We start from the raw sequence: 21,933 nt of genomic DNA, 5'->3' as shown, positions 1-21,933 counted from the left end.
GCATCATCATCCGACACTTCGGGTGAGGAGAATTCGACCATGCTAAGTTTCCGCAATCGCCTTCTGTGCGCCGCCGCTGCGATCGCGCTCCCCTTCCCCGTCCTCGCGCAGGAGGCGGATACCGGTGCCCAAGACGTCAACGCGGGCGATATCGTCGTCACGGCGCAGAAGCGCTCGCAGTCCATCCAGCAAGTCCCCGTCGCCATTTCGGCGCTGAACTCGGAGATGCTCGAAGAGCGCGGCATTTCGACCGCCTCAGGTTTGCAGTTCAGCGTGCCAAGCACCCAGATTGGCAATTTGCTCGGTCAGACATCGGTGACGATCCGCGGTGTCGGTCTCAACCAGGGCGCGCCTGGCGTCGCGATCCATGTCGACGGCGTCTATCAGCCGCGGCCTTCGATGGGGGACCTGCTCCAGATCGACCTCGAGCGGGTCGAAGTGTTGCGCGGGCCCCAGGGAACGCTCTACGGCCGCAACGCCAATGGCGGCGCGGTCAATTTCATCACCAAGGCACCGACCGACGAATATGAAGGCTATCTGCTCGCAAGCTACGCTAACTATGACGAGGCGCGCGTGCAGGGAATGGTCAATATCCCGCTGGGCGAGAATATCCGGGGCCGTGTTGTGCTCGACTGGAACCGGCGCGGCGACGGTTTTGTAAAGAATATCGTCACCGGCGGGCAGGATCTCGATCGCGGGCGCACCTTCTCGGGCCGTGTGCGCTTCGACATGGACATCACGCCCAACTTCGAGCTGAGCCTCGCCACAACCTTTCTCGACGGCAGCGGCCCGACGCAATATTTCGTGCTGAGTAACCCGCCGACGGCACCGGTGGTGTCGGTCAATCCCGCGCTTGCATCCGCCTCCTATTCATTCGAGCCGTGGCGCACATCCGCCAATGATCCGGTCAACACCGAACGACGGCTGTCGATGAGTTCGGCGACCGCGACCTGGTCGCTTGGCGACGTCACGCTGAAATCGATCAGCGCCTACACGACGCTTCGCGACGACTCGCTGGCCGATGACGACGGGATCAACGTCTCGATCTTCCCGGCACGACGCTTCTATGACTCGAAGAGCTTTTCGCAGGAACTGAATATCGGCGCGAGCTTCAATGCCGCCGATGTCGTCGCGGGCCTGTATTATCTCAAGGATAGCTACAAGCACATCCTCGACTACGACCTGCTCGAAGGCGTGGCGCCGCTGTCTCCATTCGGCCTGCCGCCTGGAAGCGATCTCGTGTTCGACGTTCGCGATTATGACACGAGCGTCAAGGCGGCCTTTGCCGACGTCACGGTCCGGCCGATCGGCGATCTCAGCCTGATCGCCGGCATCCGCTACTCCGAGGAAAAGCAGACACAGGTCCAGCGCAACACGATCTCAATCGGCACGTTTGCGACGATCGAGACCTGCCCGCTGACGACCAACGAGGCAAAATTCACCTCGACGACGCCGCGCATCGGCGCGCGCTATGAATTTTCGCCATCGGCCAACGCCTATGCGACCTTCTCAAAAGGCTACAAGGCGGGCGGCTTTAACCTCAATGCGTGCAGCAACCAGTTCAATCCCGAAAAGCTTGATTCCTATGAAGTCGGGCTGAAGACCCGGCTTCTCGACCGCACGCTGACGCTCAACCTCTCGGCCTTCTATTACGATTATACCGATCTCCAGATCAGCCAGGTCGTCGGGCTTGCCCGCTTCATCACCAACGCGGCTGCGGCAACGATCAAGGGCGCAGAGCTCGAAGCCGACTGGCAGCCGGATGAGCATTGGTCGATCAACGCCAATGCGACCTATCTCGATGCGACCTACAAGCGCTTCTCTAACACCGACGGCCTCGATCCTGCCGCCGGTGTGCAGCTGCTCGACGGCAACCGGCTCAACGAAGCGCCTAAATTCTCGGGCAACCTTGGCGTCGCCTACCGCGCCGCCGAGAGCGCTCATGGCCGCTTCACGATCCGAACCGACCTCAGCTATCGCAGCCGATATTATCTCCGCGAGTTTAACGGCCCGCTCGATACCCAGGAAGCCTTCGCGCTGATCAATGCCGGGCTCATCTGGGACAGCCCCGACGAGCAATTCCGCGTTCGGCTGTTCGTTAACAACCTGACGAACAAGGCCTATGTTGCGCGAATGGACTCGTCCGACAATTTTGGCGCGCGCTTCATCTCATGGAACGCGCCGCGCCAATATGGTGTCGAACTTCGCACCAACTTCTGATGCCTGTCGCCTCTGCCGGGGGAGCGGTGAAGCTCCCCCGCAGCCAAGTGGATGATCTCGTACAAATGACGACAACAGCCTTCGACTGGGCCGATCCGTTCGGTTTTGATGCCCAGCTTTCAAGCGAAGAGCGCATGATGCGCGAAGTGGCGCAGGACTATGCCCATGATCGGTTGCTGCCTCGGGTGGTTGATGCCTTCGTCAACGAAACGACCGACGTCGAAGTCTTTCGCGAACTCGGGTCACTTGGCTTACTGGGCCCCACCGTGCCGGTCGAATATGGCGGAGCGGGAGCTTCCTATGTCGGATATGGGCTGATCGCGCGCGAGATCGAGCGGATCGATTCCGGCTACCGCTCGATGTTTTCGGTTCAGTCGAGCCTGGTGATGCACCCGATCCTTGCCTACGGCACGGAAGCACAGAAGCGGCGCTATCTCCCGAAACTTGCGGCCGGTGAATGGATCGGCTGTTTCGGCCTCAACGAACCCGATGCGGGATCGAACCCGTCGCAGATGCGATCTCGGGCCGATCGGGTCGATGGCGGTTACATCCTCAATGGCAGCAAGACATGGATCAGCAATGCGCCGATAGCCGATGTCTTCATTGTCTGGGCAAAGTGTAGCGAGACGAATGTCATTCGTGGCTTCGTCCTCGATCGCGGCGCCAAGGGCCTGTCGGCGACGAAGATCGACGGGAAGCTCAGCCTTCGGACTTCGATTACCGGCAGTATCCATCTCGACGGCGTGGAGGTGAGCGACGATGCGCTGCTTTCTGGCGTGACCGGCCTCGCAGGGCCGTTCGGCTGCCTCAACCGTGCCCGGTTCGGAATTGCCTGGGGCGCGGTCGGCGCAGCCGAAGCCTGCTATGCCGCCGCGCGCCAATATGGCCTCGAACGCGAGCAGTTCGGCCGGCCACTCGCCGCGACGCAGCTGTTCCAGAAGAAGCTCGCCGACATGGCGACACAGATCGCCTTCAATCTAGAAGCCTGCCTGCGCGTCGGCCGGAACATCGACGCGGACCGCATGGTGCCCGAGCAGATTTCGATGATCAAGCGGGCCAATGTCGGACATGCCCTCGATATCGCGCGGGCGGCGCGTGACATGCACGGCGGCAACGGCATCGCCGGAGAATATCATGTGATGCGCCATCTGATGAACCTTGAGACTGTTAATACTTACGAGGGAACGCATGACGTTCACGCGCTCATTCTCGGGCGTGCAATCACTGGAATATCGGCATTTTAGATTGTGTTTTTGGCCGGTAGCGGACTGGCAGCCTTCCGACGACGTCGCGACAAAGCCACCATTGAAGTGTTGCAAACTTTTGCACTCCTAACCGTCAGCCAGCCGGGGGTCGAATTGGGAATCCGTAACACCCAGAATTAAGGCCACTGACCCCGGACCGCCAATTGTTTGGCCAGCCAAGCGTTTCGACGCCCACCAGTCATGCTCACTCGAGACGTCAAACGCCAGCGACTAGACATTTGGCGAGCGCGTCTTATGTATGGCATATTGTATGGTCATATGCAGGGGTTCTATATGGCACACGACCTTGAGACCCGCGAAAAATGGGTTTGGATCTACAGATCCGGGCTTCATGGCCTCTGCCCGCACTGCGGACAGGGCAAGATGTTCAAGCGCTGGCTAAAAGTCGAGCATCGCTGTTCCAGCTGCGGCTTAGACTATGATTTTGCGACGCCCGACGACGGGCCGGCATTTTTTTCGTTATGCTTCATCGCTTTTCCGCTCATCTTTCTGGTGGTGTGGTTCGAGGTGGCTTTCAGCCCGCCTTGGTGGATGCACGCGCTTGTCTCGGTGCCGCTGATGATTATCCCTTGCGTGCTTGCGCTGCATCCCATCAAGGGGTGGTTGGTCGCATCGCAATATGTGAACAAGGCGCAGGAAGCGGGCACCGGCGCGCTATGGGCCAAACTCAATGCGCGCGCGAAGGAGGACGACCAGGCGTGATCAAGCAGGATTGGCTCCCTGATCTAGATGGGGCTGGCGGACCCAAATATCTGGCGATCGCCGAGGCATTGTCCTCAGCGATCGAAGCGGGCGAACTGCGCGGCGGTGACCGCCTCCCCCCGCAGCGCAATCTCGCCGCCCGTCTCGGCCTCGATCTTACTACCGTCACCAAAGCTTATGATCAGGCGCGAAGTCGAGGCCTGATCATAGCGCGTGGACGTGCCGGAAGCTTTGTTCTGCCGCAGGGCATGATTGCCGCTGGGCCACCTCCGCGTGATACGGGCATGAACATGCCGCCCGAACTCGAGAGCGGGTCGCTGCTCATTGCGTGGGAACGCACGACCAGTACCCTGCTAAGCTCCCCCGGAGCGGGCGGTCGGCTCCACTACGCTCCCGCGGGCGGATGCGAGACCGACCGGATCGCAGGAGCACGGATCTTTGAACGAATGAGCTTGGCGAGCCACCCAGACGAGGTGGTCGTGACCGCGGGTTCGCAAAATGCCCTGCACGCCATCATCAGCGCGGCGCTGGAGTCCGGCGACGCCGTCGCCTGCGGACCTTATGTCTATCCGGGGTTCCTTGCACTCGCTCGAAAGGCTGGGCTGAAGCTCGCACCCATGGCCCGCGTCGATGCGGCGGAACTGGAAGCCCTTTGCCGGACCAGGAAGATTGCTGCGCTCTATCTCGTACCGACGAACGACAATCCGACGACGACGACACTGCGTAAAAGCGAGCGCGCGGCGCTCGCCGAGGTGGTGCGCAAGCACGGCATCCAGATCATCGAAGACGATGCTTATGGCATGCTTGACGCGCATCCGCTGGCGCCTCTGTCCAGCTTTGTCCCGGAACTCGCCTGGTATGTCGCAACCAGTTCCAAGATTATTTCGCCCGCGCTGCGTGTCGCCCATGTCCGAGCGCCTTCGCTGCGTCAGGCGATGGCTCTGGCTGGCCAGATACATGACAGCAATGTGATGCCCCCGCCGCTTAACGCGGCGATTTTGACCTGCTGGGTCGAAGATGGCCGCTATGACCGGCTGATCGCCGAAACGCGCGCCGAAGCCATACGGCGCCAAGCGATCGCGGCGGAAATTCTGCCGCCAGCAAGCTATGCCGCCCATCCCAGCGGCTATCATCTTTGGGTAACTCTCGGCGCCGACGGTAACGCGGCCCAGATCAGCAGCGCGCTCGCTGGCGCGGGCATGGCCGCCATACCGGCGGACCGCTTTTTGCCCGGCGGAACAAGCGTAGTGCATGCGTTGCGCGTATCGCTTGGCGGCGCGGTCGATGTATCGGGCGTGCGGCGCGGGCTGACCATGCTCTCCATGTATCTGTCCACTGCCGGACCGGCGTCGCTGGTAATCTGATCCCGGTGCCGCACCGAAATTCGCCAGATGCCGCCCGGCCGCTTCTCAGGGGGAAAATGATCAGCCGATCGAGTGTGCGTGAGCCCGTTCCCATCCCGTTACCCGCGAACCCGATGTCATAATGTGGAGGGCCGAAACGGGTCACCGCCTTTTGTCGATTTCGGGTTTTGATCGAAAAATAAGGTTTGAAGCGCATTTTCGGCTTTTTGAAACTACAAACATCGCCGTGCAATTCGGCTCGAACTGGAAAGGTCGACTTTTGGATGATCAAACTGTTCTGGAAGCGGCCCGCGCGGCCGCCGCTCAATATCTTCGAGCGCAGGGCTACGTCCGTGAAGCCGACATGGCAGCTGGCGGAGAAGGCGATGATTTCCGAGAAGTGCGTATGGCTATCGCGATGTGGCAGATGATGAACCCCGCATCAATGACTGCTCCTCCCATTAAGCGACACGGACGCCGAATAGTCGGAGAGGAATGCTAGAGTACTTAAACTTCTGGCCGTTTGCTGACTGACAGCTTTCGGTGTCCATCAAACCGGCAGCAGGCCAGGGTGCGGACCACGGTCGAAGCGATAAGGCTACTGACGCTTGCTTCGCCGTCAGCGCCCTTAATGGACGTCAGGCGTCACGCGCCCGGCGGCACTCGGGGTTTCAACGCTTGAGTTTAGAATTGGGTGGAGAGCGGCTACTGGCCAATTCCAGTCCGTCCGGTTTGAAATCGCAAGAGCCGCAATGCCGACGTCGACCTGCAGAACCGGATCAATTTCTCCAGCCCTTGTCGCGAGCGGCGCGCTCGGCTGCAAAGTCGAAGGGATCCCCCGCCATCATAACAGCGGCAGCTGCCAAGAGTTCTCCAGAGGATGCCTGGCGGTATTCCGGGTTTGCCCGCCCGCCGATCGCGCGCTCAAGCGCCCAACGGCCGCTATCGCGGCAGCCGATGCCGGACACGTCGCGGGCCTCGAAGCTGCGGCATACACGTCCTTGTCTATCGCGGAAGCTCAGCCCGATGCGGATTTCGGCATTCGCCAACTGGTCCGATGCAAGTTGGGTGTCGAGTGCGTCGGCGAGCGCGCCCGAGGCAACCAAGGTGCCATTCACAGAAGCGATATCCGCCGCAGGTACCCACGGCCTGAGGCCGATCGTCAGTCCGAACACCAGCGATGCGGCGATCGCACCCCAATGAACGGGCGCAAAAAGCCTATGTTTCGCATTGCGGCGATCAGCCATGCTGATATCGATACCGCCTTCGACCAGTAGCGCACGCAGCCGCTCGGGCACTGCCTCGTCGACGACCGGAGCAAAATGCGCGGACAGCTTCGCGGTCAACGCCCGGTAGCGCGCGATTTCAGCGGCAAGTGCGGCATCGCTCTCGGCCTCCCGTTCGATACGGCGCGCGGTCAGATCGTCCAGTTCGCCATCGACGAATGCCGCGATCGTGTCAGGATCAAAACTCATGCCGCCTCTCCCAGATAGTGCATCAACGTCTCTCTGCCCCGCGCGAGGCGCGAGGTGACAGTGCCGATCGGCAGCTCCAAAATGTCGGCGGCTTCGCGATAGGCATAACCTTCGACCAGCACAAGCATGACGACCTCGCGCTGCTCGTCGGGAAGCCGTGCCATCGCGGCGTCGACATCGCCGCGCAGCGCCCCGGCCTCGACCTCGGCCGCGCCGTCACCCGCGACTTGCGTGACCGCGTCGTCGATCGGGGCATGAACGCCGCGCCGGCCCGCGGCGCGGCGCTCGTCGATCCAGAGATTGCGGGTGATACGGTACATCCAGCTGTCCAGTCTCGTTCCTTGTTGCCATTGGTCGCGCGATTTCAGCGCGCGCTCGATCGCGGCCTGGCACAAATCATCGGCGTCGCTTGCATCGCGCGCTAGCCCGCGCGCGAACCGGCGCAGGCGCGGCAATAATTCGACCAGTTCCTCTTCGAAGCGCATATTCGCCTTTTCGTCAGGTTCGAGGAATAAACGACACCACCCTATCGTTTCTTCCCTGCCATGCTAAATTTTTCAGGCCGGAAGGGGTGTCGGCATCGGTTGGCCCCCGTCTGCGCAAGGAGAAGCGATGCGACATTGGACCGCCCTGATGCTGATCTTCGCCCTGCTGATGCCGGGATCGGTGCCGCGCGGCGTGGCGCAGGTAGCGCTGCCTTCCGTTCCGCTTCCCGATACCACGCGGATGCTTCCGCCCTTGCCAAATCTCAGGACAGAGCCGCTGGCGCGCGTCGGCGATACGCTCGCGGACATACGGCTCGACCGGATCACGAACCTGCTGCGCGACCAGCGCGACCGGATGGAGCCCGACCGCAACGGCGAGCCCGCGGTGCGCGGTATATTAGTCGCGACCGGCGTCGACGATGCGATGATCGCGCGCGCGGCGGAAAAAGGCTTCCGCCTGCTGGACCGCGAACGGATCGAGGGCCTCGGCCTCGACATCGTCCGCTTCACGGTTCCGGATGGCCGCAGCCTTGCCCGCGCGCAAAAACAGCTTGCCAAACTGCTCCCCGATGCCGACGTCGATGCCGATCACCTTTATTTCGCGAGCGGTTCCGGCGGGCTGCTCCCCACCGCCACGCTCGCGGCGGCTTCCCCACCCGGCAAAGCGTCGCTTGGGCTGATCGACGGCGGCGTTGCCGCGCATCCATCTCTGGCGGGGCGCGTCGCGCAGCACGGCTTCGCCGCCGGAGCGCCCGCCGCAAGCCGGCACGGTACAGCGGTCGCCTCGCTGCTCGTCGGGAACGGAACGGTGCGCGGTTCGGCGCCCGGGCAGCGGCTGCTCGCGGCCGACGTCTATGGCACTGATCCTGCGGGCGGCAATGCGAGCGCCATCGCGCGCGCACTCGGCTGGCTCGCGCAAAACGGCGTTGCGGTGACGACGATCAGCCTCGTCGGGCCCGACAACAAGCTGCTGGCGCTGGCGGTTTCGCGGGCGCAGCAGCGCGGCATGCTCATTGTCGCGGCGGTCGGCAACGACGGCCCGGCCGCGCCGCCCGCTTATCCCGCCTCCTACCAAGGCGTTTTCGCGGTGACCGGGGTCGATGCGCGGAATCGCGCGCTTCCGGAGGCGGGGCGCGCACGCCATATCGATTTTGCCGCGCCCGGCGATGCGGTGCTGGCGGCCACCGGCCCGGCCTCGGCCGACAGGCTGCGCGGCACCTCCTTTGCGGCGCCGCTGGTCGCGGGTCGGCTCGCACTTCGCTACCCCGCACCGGCCGTTGATCGCATCGGTCCTGCCGTCGCCGCGCTTGTCATGGAGGCGCACGACCTTGGCAAGCGGGGCCGCGACGAGATCTATGGCCACGGCCTGATTTGCGGCGATTGCGGCGGCCGCTGACCCGCCCGATATTTTTTCGGAAGAAATTCGAACGTGCCATCGTTCTTCAAGGCAGGCCCCCCCGGGCCGCACGACGAAGGAGAAACACAATGGCAAATGGACTTTTGACCTCGGCGCTCGCGATCGTCGCATCGGCCATGGCGTTATCGGCGCCGGCCTCAGCGCAGCTGCTTGGCGGCAGCGGCGGGCTTGGCGGCGACCTCGGCGGAACCCTGAGTAGCACGCTCGGCAACCCGACCGACCGGATCGGCGGCACGCTCGGTACCGCGGGTGACATCACCGGATCGGGCCGCGGCGACGCCCGCGTCGATCGCCGCTCGGGCCGCGTCCAGGGCAAGGGCAACGCCGACGCGAACGGTAACGGCTCGGCCAATGGCAACGCCGACCTGCTCGGCAGCACGATCGGCGGCAGCGCTGCCGGATCGGGCAGCGCGTCGGGCGGTGGCAGCCTCGACGCGCAAGCGGTCGGCACCGATTTTGTGGGCCAGACTGCGCGCGGCGTTGTCGGCACCGCCCGGGACACCGCTTCGACCGCAACCGGCACCGCGCGCGGTGCGGTCGGGACTGTCCGCGACCGGGCCGGCGGAGCGCTGTCAAACGTCTCAGGCAGTGCCAGTGGCGCCGGCTCGGCCGCGGGCAGCTTCCAGGGTAGCCTTGGCCAGCTCGCCGCAGCGGGCAGCGGCGCGGCCGGTGGCAACGGCATGTTTGCCGTCGCGCCCGGCATGCCCGTCACCGACCCACGCGGCAAAGTGATAGGTTATGTGCAGGAGCTGCGTCAAACCGGGCGCGGTGTGGTCGAAGCCGTGACCGTCGAGGTCGGTAACCGCACTGCGACGCTGCCCGCCGCCAGCTTTGCCGGTTCGGGCGACGTGCTGGTGAGCGGGATGACGAAGGGCCAGCTCAAGAAGACTGCCGAGCAGCAGCAAGCAGCGAGTAATTGACCAAGGGGCGATCGGCGGCGACCCCAATTGATGCCGATCGTTAACTGGGCGGGCCGCCACGTGGCCCGCCCCATTTTCGTTCGCGGATAACTTCATCTGGCCGGTTTCTGACCAGCCGCATTCGGGTGTGAATCCAAGATAGCCGACGTTCGCTATTTTTGATCAAGCGCCAAAATGTCGCGTGCGGCCCTAGCCTCATCGCTCACGATCTCAAATATGAACGCTGGCGAACAGGGTGACTGAAGAACCGTCATTAGGTCAGGATTTTGATGAAATATTTTTGGCATCGTAGCGTTGGTGCAGTAGCTCCTGCTATTACTCCAGAGAGCAAATTGTGTGAAACGGAGTATCTCGTTGAGGCTGATGTTGTTGGGGGGATAGGCGCCCAATGCCGGTGGAAATCCAAGTTTATTCCCGTCTGTGGAAGCTACGGTCCGCGGAGAGTCGTTCTTGAAATCAGTAGCATAAGTGCCTTGGAAGGCGGAAACCTCGCCTTAGGGTCACGGCAAAATGTTTATACTATCCGCCGCCAGGCGTTTGTCGATGCGGACGGTGTTAGATCATGCACTACTTGCAGCTCGGATCAAATCATGAATTGCTGATCAACAGAGCATTGCCTAAGGCTTCATGATCTACTCCACCGCACGTCGCCGGGAATTTCCTGCCAAGCGTCTCCAACTCATCGGCGTTGGCGATGATACGCGCCTTCAATCGTTCGGCGAGCGAATAGCGCACCGGCTGCCCGCCGGTGATTTTGGTCCAAGTGTTCCAGCTGATACCAATGTTGGTCATGATATCTGACTGCCCGCCGACGAGAGGAGCAATGTCGGGAACTAGCGCCGGGTTTACGATACACATGCGCTGCGTTACCTGCTTCACCTGCGAGACTCCTCGATTGATGGATGTTGGAAGGGCATATTCAACGCTCCGCCGCGTCGATCTCGAGCGCGAAAAGGCTTGCGTTGCCACCTGCGGACGTTGTGTCGATCGATACCGATCTCTCGGTGACAAACCGTAGCAGATAGTGAGGGCCACCGGCTTTGAATCCCGTCCCTGACAACCCTTCACCGCCGAACGGCTGGACGCCCACGACCGCACCGATCATTGATCGATTTATATAAAGATTACCCACCCGCGCGCCCGCGCGTACCGTTTTGAGCGCGGTGTCGAGGCGGCTGTGCAGTCCCATGGTAAGGCCATAGCCACTGCGCCCGATCCGCTCGACCAGTGCGTCAAGTTCGCCCGCCTTCCATCGCACGACATGCAGGACAGGCCCGAAAATCTCGGCCTGCAAATGCTCTGGCTGATCGATCTGAATGATTGCGGGACCAACGTAGTGGCCGCTGAGGTCGGATGGCACGGTAAGCTTGACGACAAGACGGTCCTTGTGTGCGTCGATGTGCGCGGCAATGCGTTGCTTGGCGTCGGCATCGATCACTGGACCGACATCTGTAGAAACCGCACCCGGGTCGCCGATCTTCAGCTCATTCATCGCACCTACGAGCAAGTTTATAACCGCGTCGGCGATGTCATCTTGGAGGCATAACAGGCGCAATGCCGAACATCGCTGGCCCGCGCTTTGAAAAGCAGAAGTGATGACGTCAGCGACCACCTGTTCGGGCAAAGCCGTGGAATCTACGATCATCGTGTTGAGTCCGCCGGTTTCGGCGATCAGCGGCACAAGCGGGCGCATTTCATCGTCGAGCAAGCTGCGCGCGATTTGCCGGGCAGCCTTAGTCGATCCCGTGAAGGCGACCCCCCCCACGCGCGCGTCACCGACCAGCGCCCGACCCACATCGGGGCCTCCGGGAAGAAGGTGAAACACATCGACGGGGATGCCCGCTTCGTGGAGCATGCGGGCGGCGGCATAGGCAGTCAGCGGCGTTTGCGGTGCGGGCTTGGCGACCACGGCATTGCCCGTGACCAGCGCCGCGGCAACTTGTCCGATGAAGATGGCTAGCGGAAAATTCCACGGGCTGATGCAGGCGAAGACACCGCGAGCCGCAAGCGTCATTTCGTTGCGCTCTCCCGTCGGACCGGGCAGGATATCAACCACCAAATGACGCCGCGCCTCATTGGCATAATAGCGGCAAAAATCGACGGCTTCGCGAACCTCGCCAATCGCGTCGGCGATCGATTTGCCCGCCTCGCGAACGATCAGCGCATAGAGTGTCTCGCGCCGAGCCTCCATCAGATCGGCCATCCGCGTTAAGCACGCAGCACGATCATCGACGGACAGCCTGGCCCAAGCGGGAGCGGCAGCAACCGCGCGTGACAGGGCCGCATCGACATCCTGAGCGCTCGCCTCGACGACATGACCAACCACGGCACCGGTCGATGGATCGCAGACGGCCGCCGCCGTGCCTTCTCTATCGACACCGCCGATAAGCGGCGCAGCACGCGACATATCGGCCGCCACCGATCGCACCGTATTTTCCGCAAAGTCGATCAACGCTCGGTCATTCAAGTCGAAGCCCTCCGAATTTTGGCGCTCAGCGCCAAAAAGTTGCCGTGGCAGGAGAATATAGGGGTGCGGTGCGCCGCCTGTCCGAGAAACGAGCGTGACAGGATCGGCCATCAATTCACGATCATCTCGATTTTCATCGCCAAACTGATGGACGAAGCTGGTGTTGGCGCCGTTCTCCAGCAAGCGCCGGACGAGATATGGCAAAAGATCGCGATATCCGCCGACGGGCGCATAGACACGAACATCAAGTTCACTTCCACGCAGCGCTTCGCGATAGAGCGGTTCGCCCATCCCGTGCAGGCGCTGGAATTCTACGTCACGACGATCGCCCACCCATTCGAGCAGCGTTGCGAGCGTCACCGCGTTATGTGTCGCAAAAGCGGGGGCGATATTTGCCGACGAAAGCATCTGGCGAGCGCAGACCAGATAGCAAACGTCGGTAGCCTCTTTGCGTGTGAAAACGGGAAAATCAGATAGCCCCTCTTCTTGCGCATGTTTGATTTCGCTGTCCCAGTAGGCGCCTTTGACGAGGCGCACTGCGATTTTACGTGCAGTGCGCGCACCCAGTGCGTCGGCCCATTGGACAACGGCAGGTGCGCGTTTCTGATAGGCCTGAATGGCCATACCCAAGCCATCCCACCCGGCCAGACTCGGCGCATCAGCGATGGCCGCAATAACTTCAAGCGACAGTTCGAGCCGGTCGGCCTCTTCAGCGTCGATGGTGAGGCCGATCCCGCCTGCTTTCGCTTGCTCGGCGAGCGCCAGCACCGTTGCTGTCAGTTCTGCCATGACCCGGCCGCGCTTCGCCGGTTCATAGCGGGGGTGGAGCGCCGACAATTTGATCGAAACCGAATGGCGGTCGAGGTGCGGCGCGTCGCTATCAACACCTGTAACCGCAGCGATCGCGCCTTGATAGGCTCGGAAATAGCGATCAGCGTCGGCGGCAGTTCGCGCGGATTCACCCAGCATATCAAACGAACAGATATAGCCGCCGCGCGCCGCTCGGCGCATCGCCTCCGCAACGCTACGCCCGAGCACGAACTGGCTGCCCATCATCTGCATGCCAGCAGCGACTGCGCGTCGCACGACGGGGTCCGCCAGTCGCCCGACGAACGTGCGGAGCGCGCCGCCCCCTGGCGCTTTCAGTGCCTTGGCCAGCATCAGTCCACGCGTCGCGCCGTTCACCAGCGCCAAGCGCGAGCGCCCCTTATGAACGCCCCAGTCACCGATGGCGAATTTGTCGACAATCAACTGGCTCGCTGTTCGCTGATCGGGGATGCGCAAGAAGGCTTCGGCGAGCGATAACAGCGCGCCGCCTTCGTCGCTTCCGAGCGGATACTCCTGCATAAATTCTTCGACCAATCCGCCACGAGCGGCGTGAAGCTGGGGCAACAGTGCCAGAAGACGGGCCGTGATAGCCTCATTCTCCGCGTCAGTCCGGTGCGCCAGCGGCAAAAGCGCCGCGAGCACCTCTTCTTCCTTCATGCGATGCAGCAGTGACCTTTTGGTCTGATCATTTTGGTACTGGAACAATTTCATCTCAGTTCGTGTATAGTTCGAGAAATATGGGATTTTTCGTGCTTTTCACTGGACTTCATCGAAATCTGTGAAATGATCGCCCGCGACATCGCGAAGAAACCGGAGGATAGTCGATGCTAAGTGACGCTGATCACCGCATTCTCAAGATTATTCAGCTGGAAGGGCGGATCACCAATCAGGAACTGGCGACCCGCTGCGGCCTGTCGCCGTCGGCATGTTTTGACCGGCTGAAACGCCTGCGCGAACAAGGATATATTCTGGGATTTCACGCACTGCTCGATCCGACCAAGCTCGATCGCGCATTGCTGATCTTTATCGAAGTGCTGATGGACCGCACGACGGGCGACGTGTTTCGCGAATTTGCCGACGCTGTGACCGTGATGCCGGAAATTCTGGAATGCCATATGGTCGGGGGCGGATTCGACTATCTTATCAAAGTGCGGGTCCGCGACATGGCCGCCTACCGATCTTTTCTGGTCGACACGCTGGTCCATATGCCCGGTGTCCGCGAGACCCGTACCTACGCCGTGCTCGACGAGGTCAAGAATACGACGAATCTGCATCTTTAAGGGGGGTGCCAATGCGTACCCGCGACAGGGTCCACGCATGGGCGGCGCAAACACGGCCATTGACTATTGCCCCGCCAGACGGCTTTTGCGCGCACCATAGGCCAGATAGACAGCTACGCCGATCATGTTCCAGATCAGGAAGCGCCACTGTGTCGATTCCGGAAGGCTGACGAACAAATAAATACAGCCCAGGATCGCGACAGTTCCGACCACCCAGGGCATCGGCGCGCGAAACTGTCGCGGCAGGTCGGGTCGACGAACCCTCAGCACGATCAGGCAAAGGCCGACCGCGACAAAGGCAGCCAGTGTTCCTGCATTCGCCAGTTCGGCGATTTCAGCCAGCGGGAAAAAGCCTGCGATGGCTGACACGACGATGGCGGTGCCGATTGTCACGGCAACCGGGGTTCCCTTTGCATTCACCCGGCCCAGTCCTGCAGGCAACATGCGGTCGCGCGCCATGACAAAGAAGATGCGGCTCTGTCCGAACATGAACGCCAGAATCACCGTCGGCAACGCCACGACGGCCACCGCGCCGATGAAGGTCGCGACCCCTGGATGACCGACCGAGCGCAGTACATGGGCGAGTGGCTCGCCCGACTGCGAAAACTCCGTAAAAGGCAATGCCCCGACTGCTGCCGCGGCGACGCCCATATACACGAGAGTGCAAACGACCATCGAACCAACGATCCCAATCTTGAGATCGCGGGCGGGATTTTTTGTTTCCTCAGCCGCGGTCGACACGGCGTCAAAGCCATAGAAGGCAAAGAAGATGATAGCCGCAGCCGCCATAACCCCGCGCGACTGCCCGTCCACCTCATGCGACGCAAAGCCATACGGCATAAAAGGTTCAAAATTCCCGGTTTCGAAGGCTGGGAGCGCAAGCACGACAAAGGCGGCGAGTGCGCCCAGTTTCAGCACCACGAGGATGATGTTAAGAGTGGCGCTTTCGCGCGTTCCGACGAGCAACATACCCGTCACGGCCGCGACAATCGCGATCGCCGGCAGATTGACGATCCCGCCAGCATGGGGACCCGCCGCCAGCGCACGCGGCATATCGAACCCCGCAGCTTGGAGAAAGCCCACGGCATATCCCGACCATCCAACCGCCACTGCCGCGCATACCACTGAATATTCGAGTACCAGGCTCCACCCGATGACCCAAGCTGTGCCCTCGCCGAGTACGGCATAACTGTATGTATAGGCACTGCCCGACACCGGCATCAGCGTGGCGAGTTCGGCATAAGCGAGCGCGGCGCAAACGCAGACGAGGCCCGCAACGATGAAAGCGATAATGACCGCTGGCCCCGCGCGTTCCGCCCCCACACCGATCAGGGTATAGATTCCGGTGCCAACAATCGCTCCGACACCCAGCGCGATAAGATGCGGCCAGCTGAGCGTTCGGTGCAAACGCTGCCCTTCGTCCATCGCGCCAAGCGTATCGATTGATTTTCGTCGCGTGAGAAAAGACATAGAGATCCCCTGCCCCGCCGCCGATGCGACCGGGTTAATGTTCCGGGACGCGCTGGTCCCCTGCACGGTCGTGCACAGAGGACCAGAGCGGCCCGGGCGGAATGGAAGTTATTGGCCGAGTCTGGTCTTTTCGGCCTCGACCATTGCAGCGACGTCGGCCAGCAATTGCTTCGCGTCGTAGACGATGCCGTCCTTGACGGTGAATTTCACGCCGCCCACCTTTTCTTGCTTATTGGTATCCGAATTCAGCCGCATGAAGCCGGTGCCATAAAGCGTCTTGAGGTTCTGCAACGGGTTTTCGGGAACGATCACCAAATCGGCTAACATGCCGGCGCGCACTGCACCAATCGGCGGCGTTTCACCCCGCGGTTCGTACAGAGTCTTGGCGCCCATCATCGTCGCAGCGCGAATAACCTCAAGCGGCGAGAAGCCGGATTCGCGGAGCAATTCCAGTTCTTCGACATAGGCAAAGCCATAGACTTTGTAGATGAAACCCGAGTCCGTTCCGACGACGACGCGGCCGCCCATGTTTTTGTAATCATTCATCAAGCGCATGTAGAGCGAGTAGAACTTCTTCCATGCAAACTCGTTCTCGGTCGTCCAGTCATAAAAATAGGACCCGTGGTTGTCTCGGGTCGACTGAAAATAGTTCCAAAGCTGCGGCGTCGTATAACTCGCCTGCCAATCCGCGTTACGGGCGCGCATCAGATCGCGCGACGCCGCATAGATGTTGAACGTCGGGTCAAAAGTGACGTGGTTCGCCTTTTGCGCCTCCAGATAATCGGTCCATTGTGCGGAATCAGGACCATAAACCTGGTTCCAGATTTCTGCGACCTCGCCAAACCGATTTTGCTCGTTGTTATAATCGTAATGGGATGGAAAATCCTGGATTGCCCGGTCTTTGAGCAGAGATTCCATATGTCCATAATAATGGGTGATCGTATTCAAACCGGCATCGCCGGCTTGCCGCCCATTAAAATTGGCAACTCCGATCTGGCTGAGATGCGCGGTGGTGCCCAAGCCCAATTTCTTGGCTTCGTCCACTGCCGCGGTAAAGACGTCAGGAGTCTCATTTTCGCGATTGAAGAATTTGATGCCGTCGATGTTGTTCTTTGCCGCCCAGCGCACCCATTCACGCGCTTTGAGCGGCGTGTCGACCACGCCGCCCGACCAGCCCGCGCCCAATGTTTGATAGTTGAAAATACGCGGTGCGGCGATTTCATTACGCGCCGAACGATTCTTTTCGTTGCTGGACACCGACGGCGCGGCCAGCGGAACGCCGCGTACAGTCGTCACCCCATGCGCAAGCCACAATTTGTAAGCATAACTGGCGTCGGGTGCCTTGTCGGCTCCGGGCAAATGGACGTGCATGTCGGTAAAGCCCGGCAGGACATACAAGCCCGTCGCGTCGATTTCGTAATCGGCGTCGGTGGGGGTGCGATCGGCGGGCGAAGGAAGCCCAGGCCAGCCTGCCTGCTTGATCGCAGCGATGCGATTGCCCTCGATAACGATATCATAACGGCCACGCGGCGGCCCTCCGGTGCCGTCAATGATCGTCGCGTTGCGGATGACCATTTTTCGGAACGGCCCGATTCCTTCGCCAGCCTTGCGTGCAGGTGCGCCTGCACTGATTGGGAAAACCTCTGCGACCGGTGCTGGTTTGTTTTTGTCGCCTGCTTGATGTGCTGTAGTCGGCGCCGCAAAAAGGATGGCGGCAAGCGCGATGGTGGTGGCTCTCAACTTCATAGGTCCCGGCTTCCCAGTTCGTTATCATTTCGAAAAATGTGCTGGGCCTCCCGAAGAAAGTCCCATTTATCTCGGCACCCCTTTTGGATAAGGCGGCGCCGTGGTGGCGCCGCCTTTCTCTCATCAGGGCAAGGGAACGCCATCTTCGGGCATTCCCATCCGCCGCTTTTCCGACTTCACCATGTCGGCAACATCCGCGAGCAGTTTTTTGGCATCGTATACGATACCATCCTTGATCGTGTAGCTGACCCCGCCGACGCGCTCGAGCTTCTGTGTCTGCTCATTGAGCCGCAGCGCACCCGTGCCGTAGAGCGTTTTGAAATTCTGCATGGGGTTCTCTTTCACCAAGACCATATCGGCGAGCTTACCCACGCGCACTGTCCCGATCGGCGGGGCGACGATGCCCTTCGGTTCATAAAGCGTTAGTGCGCCGTTCAAGGTTGCCGCCTGGATGACTTGCGAGGGATTGAATCCCGCTTCCTGCAGCAGTTCCATTTCCTCGATTAGTCCAAACCCATATGTTTTGAAGATGAAGCCCGAGTCCGATCCCGTCGTGACCCGACCGCCAATATTCTTGTAGTCGTTAACCAACGCCATGAATTTTTTATAGAAATTGCGCCAGCGCACTTCTTTTTCAGTCGTCCAGTCGAAAAAGTAGGAGCCATGATTTTCACGCGAGGATTGGAAAAAGTTCCACAGCTGTGGCATCGTATAGCGCGCATGCCAGTCGGCATTGCGCGCGTGCATTAGATCGCGCGACGCCGCGTAAATGGTCATCGTCGGGTCGAAGGTGACGCCATTTTCCTTTTGGCTTTGCAGATAGGCCTTCCACTCGTCGGAGCCGGGCTCAAAGCTTTCACGATACAAATTCGCAACGTCGGCAAAACGATGCTGCTCGTCCATGAAATTATAGTCAGGGTTCCAGTCCTGAACCGGGCCATTCTTCAACAGAGATTCAAAATGACCATAGAAATGAGTTACCGACCCCAGCCCGGCGACGCCGGCATGCTTGGCATCCATGCGCGCAACGCCGATCTGCGACAGGTGGGCCACCGTTCCGATATTCTGCTTGGCGGCTTCGTCATAGATCGCTTCCAGCACTTCGGGGGGCTGGTTCGCGTCGGCTCCCAATTTGATCCCATCGATTCCTGCCTTTGCCGCCCAGCGGACCCATTCGCGCGCTTTGGTCGGCGTGTTGGTCAATCCCCCAGTCCAGCCGTCCCCCTGACCCGGTCGATGATATGCAAAGATACGCGGCGCCACGATCTCGTTGCGCGCCGACCGTCCTCGCTCGCTCAGCGAAGTTTCAAACGGCGCCAAATCGACCCCGCGAACGCTCGTGATACCATGAGCCAACCACAGCTTGTAGGAATAACTAAGATCTGGGGCTTTATCGTCGCTCGACCCGTGGACGTGCATGTCGATGAAACCGGGAAGCATGAACATGCCCGCGGCATCCAATTCATAATCGGCATCACGCGGTGCACGGCCGTCGACCATCGCAAGGCCTGGCGTGCCAGCCGCTTCGATCGACGTAATCATGTTGTTCTCAACGACGACATCGACCGGCCCGCGCGGCGGGGCCCCGCTGCCGTCGATCAAGGTGACACCGCGGATGACCATTTTGCGAAAAGGACCTACGCCTTCGCCTTGCTGGCGCGCAGGCGCAGGAACGGCGCCTGCGCGCGGCTTGACCGCCTGCGCCGCCGGTTCGGCGGTTTGCGCGAATGTCGGCGCAGCGGCAATGGTGGCAAACAGGCTAGCTGTGCCGATCAGTAGTGCCCGCGGCGCAATATGCTTGAACTTCGTCATCATTAGACCTCTCCGTATAAACCTGATGAAAGCCCTGTGCTCTCAGGGTTGGGAGCGCGGCGGAACACTGCGACCGCCGCGCCCGCTGTCTTCAACGAAACCGCTTGGTAAGGTTAAGACCGATCGTCCGCGGCGGCGCGCCATGGGTGATCGTCAGCCCGCCTGTGTTCGAGCTGCTGGATTTGGTCGTAATTGCCAGCGCGTCGAACAGATTGTTCACATATAGATGCGCGCTCCAGTCATTGTCGGGCGCCTGAACGCCCAAGCGTGCATTGACCAGTCCATATTCATCGACCTTGCGGCGAAAGGCATCGGTCGCTGCAAGAGTGGAATAGGAAGAACCGACATAACTTCCGTCGAGCCGCACCAGACCTTCCAGGCTGTCGCTGAGCGTCCAGATATACTCGGCGGATGCGCTGACATTCCATTTGGGAACGAAGGGAAGCCGATCACCTTTGCGGCCAGCGGCGATCACAACCGCGCTGACTTGGTCTTCGGTAAGTTTCGCATCGGTGTAGCCAACGTTGGCGGTCATCGACAGTCCCTGGACGGGGGTCGCATTTATTTCGGCTTCAACACCGCGGATGCGCGACGCACCGACGTTCGAGATCAGGCCGAACACCGATCCAGTCCCGGCGGTCCGAGCCGACACCTGCATATTTGTCCAGTCGATCTGGTATCCCGTGAGATTGAAGTAGATGCCCGAAATCGGCTGACTTTTCATCCCGATTTCATAATTCCAGAGGCTGTCGGAAGTATACGCGGCAAAGGCGGCCGGCAAACCGATTGCTTGGTTGACGCCGCCGGGGCGGAAACCCTGCGCCGCTTGCGCGTAGATCATCAGGTCCCGGCTAAATTCATACGATAGGTTGAACTTGTAGACGAAACCGTTTTCGGTGGTTTGAGCCTCGGTATAAGGACTGGGAACCGAGGCATAATGAATCTGGCCTTGCTCCACCACGCCCCCAACAACCTTATCATATTCGTACCAGCGCGACCCGACCGTAGCCGTCAGCCGGTCGAAAAACTGGTATGAAAGCTCGGCAAATAACGCCTTTTGTTTCAAGCGATCGTTGATTGTGCGGTCGTAATAGATGTTTTGCGGAACAAAGGGATAGAGTTCGCCGGTGCGTGGATCGGCCGAAAGCAGAGTCGAGCGAACAGTCGATTTGCGATCTTCTAGGAAGCCGCCAAACGTCCAGTTGAATGGGCCACTGCCGGTGGAGCTGAAACGCAACTCGTTCGTCCAGTTTTTCACGCTTTGCGGCTGGTACAGACTGGAAAACAGAATGGTGTTCGTCAGTTCCAAATAGGAACCGAGTTCTGGCGCCGAGCAGGTGGCAGTGGTATTGCGCAACAAATAACGCGCGCAACCTGCAGCGTTCGCGCGGCCGTTGAACGTATCGCTGACGTCGCCGACCACGATACGGTCACGATCGAAATAGGTCGACACCGCCGTCATGGATACGGGTCCAAAATCATAGTTCAGCGTGGCGCTGTAAATCCGGCTTTCGTCGTAGTTACCGGATTCGGCGCGGGCGTTCGTCACTTGCTCTTCGCCGGTTTCAAAAAACCAACGCGAACTGTTGGTGGAAACCTTGGTGAAATAAGCACCAAGGTCGAGGGTCAGCCGTTCGGTCGGTGTGAAGCGGAGCAGTGCGCGTCCGCTGTAGCTGTAACCATCGTTGATATTCTTGAGACCATAATAGCTGTTATCAATATAGCCGCCGAACTGCTGATAACTGCCGACAACGCGGAGCGCCAATTTGTCGTCGACGATCGGCAGGTTGATCATGCCATCTACCGACGCACCGGGGCTGCCGCCTTTTATCGAGGAAATATTGAACGCAGCGGCGCCTTCGATCAAGTCAGTTTTGGGCTTTTCATAAATGATGCGGACGGTTCCGCCCATCGAGCCAGAACCGTAAAGCGTGCCTTGAGGGCCGCGCAGGACCTCCGCACGCTGAACATCGAACACGCGAAAATCGGGTGTGCTGCTTGCGGCATCGCTGCTTGTGCCGACCGAGCCGGACACGGGCGATTCGTCGTAATATACGCCGACCGTGGGTTCGCCCGAACCCACGACGCCGCGAAGGATGACGCGGCGGTTCCCCGGTCCATTGTCAACGATCCGCAGGCTGGGTGTATTGGACGTCAATTCGGTGAAGCTGGTCGTGCCGGCTCGTTCGAGCGACTCACCCGTAACGGCAGAAATAGCCAACGGCGTATCCTGCAGTCGCGTGTCGCGCTTCAGCGCCGTTACGACAATCTCGCCGCCGGTAGCCTCGACATACTCTTGAGCTTGCTCCGCCTCCTGAGCCGCCGCGGGGGAGACAACTGCCGCACACATCGCCGAAGCTAACAAGGTGGCACGCGTCTGGCGATCTTTTCCACGTAGCGATATTCCACTAAATGCCATTTGAAAGTCCCCTTATTTCCACAATCGATCCGATTCTTGGAATTTTATGATGCTAACATCGCTCCGACCGAAGGTGCTCGGTAT

The 21,933-nt window shown here is 60.4% G+C and carries 16 protein-coding genes; 8 read left to right on the top strand and 8 right to left on the bottom strand.

Annotated features, from left to right (window positions below; all coding sequences use genetic code 11):
* Positions 1–39 precede the first annotated feature (39 nt).
* From B4F07_RS02930 to B4F07_RS02910, 5 genes are all read left to right on the top strand, one after another.
* The gene (locus tag B4F07_RS02930; protein ID WP_293699945.1) at positions 40–2,220 is read left to right on the top strand and encodes a TonB-dependent receptor; all 2,181 of its coding nucleotides are present in this window, start codon (positions 40–42) and stop codon (positions 2,218–2,220) included.
* Between the two features lie 65 nt (positions 2,221–2,285).
* Positions 2,286–3,464, top strand: coding sequence for an acyl-CoA dehydrogenase (locus tag B4F07_RS02925; protein WP_293700003.1), 1,179 nt, complete (start codon positions 2,286–2,288; stop codon positions 3,462–3,464).
* Positions 3,465–3,758: 294 nt separating this feature from the next.
* Positions 3,759–4,187, top strand: a complete 429-nt coding sequence (locus tag B4F07_RS02920; RefSeq protein ID WP_293699948.1) for a DUF983 domain-containing protein — start codon at positions 3,759–3,761, stop codon at positions 4,185–4,187.
* A complete protein-coding gene (locus B4F07_RS02915) occupies positions 4,184–5,551 on the top strand; it encodes a PLP-dependent aminotransferase family protein (protein ID WP_293699950.1) in 1,368 nt (455 codons plus the stop codon). Before B4F07_RS02920 ends, B4F07_RS02915 begins: the two co-directional genes overlap by 4 nt.
* A 121-nt stretch (positions 5,552–5,672) precedes the next feature.
* Positions 5,673–6,032 carry a hypothetical protein gene (locus B4F07_RS02910; protein WP_293699953.1) on the top strand — a complete coding sequence of 120 codons (360 nt, stop codon included), beginning with the start codon at positions 5,673–5,675 and terminating at the stop codon, positions 6,030–6,032.
* A gap of 277 nt (positions 6,033–6,309) precedes the next feature.
* Here the strand turns inward: B4F07_RS02910 and B4F07_RS02905 are convergent, their stop codons facing one another.
* Both B4F07_RS02905 and B4F07_RS02900 read right to left on the bottom strand, forming a co-directional pair.
* Positions 6,310–7,005: an anti-sigma factor family protein gene (locus tag B4F07_RS02905; RefSeq protein WP_293699955.1), complete on the bottom strand. Its 696-nt coding sequence runs from the start codon at positions 7,003–7,005 to the stop codon at positions 6,310–6,312.
* A complete protein-coding gene (locus B4F07_RS02900; protein WP_293699958.1) occupies positions 7,002–7,490 on the bottom strand; it encodes an RNA polymerase sigma factor in 489 nt (162 codons plus the stop codon). Before B4F07_RS02900 ends, B4F07_RS02905 begins: the two co-directional genes overlap by 4 nt.
* Before the next feature lie 127 nt (positions 7,491–7,617).
* Between B4F07_RS02900 and B4F07_RS02895 the strand changes: the two genes are divergently transcribed.
* Positions 7,618–8,886, top strand: a complete 1,269-nt coding sequence (locus B4F07_RS02895; RefSeq protein WP_293699961.1) for a S8 family serine peptidase — start codon at positions 7,618–7,620, stop codon at positions 8,884–8,886.
* Positions 8,887–8,975: 89 nt separating this feature from the next.
* Positions 8,976–9,827 (top strand): hypothetical protein, encoded by an 852-nt coding sequence (locus B4F07_RS02890; RefSeq protein ID WP_293699963.1) that lies wholly within the window; start codon positions 8,976–8,978, stop codon positions 9,825–9,827.
* A 588-nt stretch (positions 9,828–10,415) separates the two neighbouring features.
* Here the strand turns inward: B4F07_RS02890 and B4F07_RS02885 are convergent.
* The gene (locus B4F07_RS02885) at positions 10,416–10,706 is read right to left on the bottom strand and encodes a hypothetical protein (RefSeq protein WP_293699964.1); all 291 of its coding nucleotides are present in this window, start codon (positions 10,704–10,706) and stop codon (positions 10,416–10,418) included.
* A gap of 40 nt (positions 10,707–10,746) precedes the next feature.
* Positions 10,747–13,779 (bottom strand): bifunctional proline dehydrogenase/L-glutamate gamma-semialdehyde dehydrogenase PutA, encoded by a 3,033-nt coding sequence (gene putA, locus B4F07_RS02880; RefSeq protein ID WP_293699965.1) that lies wholly within the window; start codon positions 13,777–13,779, stop codon positions 10,747–10,749.
* 167 nt (positions 13,780–13,946) lie between these two features.
* Between putA and B4F07_RS02875 the strand changes: the two genes are divergently transcribed.
* Positions 13,947–14,402, top strand: a complete 456-nt coding sequence (locus B4F07_RS02875; protein WP_293699966.1) for an Lrp/AsnC ligand binding domain-containing protein — start codon at positions 13,947–13,949, stop codon at positions 14,400–14,402.
* 63 nt (positions 14,403–14,465) lie between these two features.
* Here B4F07_RS02875 and B4F07_RS02870 read toward each other — a convergent pair whose 3' ends face one another.
* From B4F07_RS02870 to B4F07_RS02855, 4 genes are all read right to left on the bottom strand, one after another.
* Positions 14,466–15,872: an amino acid permease gene (locus B4F07_RS02870; RefSeq protein WP_293699967.1), complete on the bottom strand. Its 1,407-nt coding sequence runs from the start codon at positions 15,870–15,872 to the stop codon at positions 14,466–14,468.
* 108 nt (positions 15,873–15,980) lie between these two features.
* Entirely contained in the window at positions 15,981–17,618 is a 1,638-nt protein-coding gene (locus tag B4F07_RS02865) for an amidohydrolase family protein (RefSeq protein ID WP_293699968.1), read from the bottom strand.
* A gap of 123 nt (positions 17,619–17,741) precedes the next feature.
* The gene (locus tag B4F07_RS02860) at positions 17,742–19,430 is read right to left on the bottom strand and encodes an amidohydrolase family protein (protein WP_293704534.1); all 1,689 of its coding nucleotides are present in this window, start codon (positions 19,428–19,430) and stop codon (positions 17,742–17,744) included.
* A 91-nt stretch (positions 19,431–19,521) separates the two neighbouring features.
* Positions 19,522–21,849 carry a TonB-dependent receptor gene (locus tag B4F07_RS02855; RefSeq protein WP_293699970.1) on the bottom strand — a complete coding sequence of 776 codons (2,328 nt, stop codon included), beginning with the start codon at positions 21,847–21,849 and terminating at the stop codon, positions 19,522–19,524.
* Between the last annotated feature and the right edge of the window lie 84 nt (positions 21,850–21,933).

This window comes from Sphingopyxis sp. UBA6723, from assembly GCF_002454115.1.
Lineage (GTDB): Bacteria > Pseudomonadota > Alphaproteobacteria > Sphingomonadales > Sphingomonadaceae > Sphingopyxis.
The sequence above is the reverse complement of the archived record's forward strand: the minus strand, read 5'-3'. Positions and strand labels throughout refer to the sequence as shown.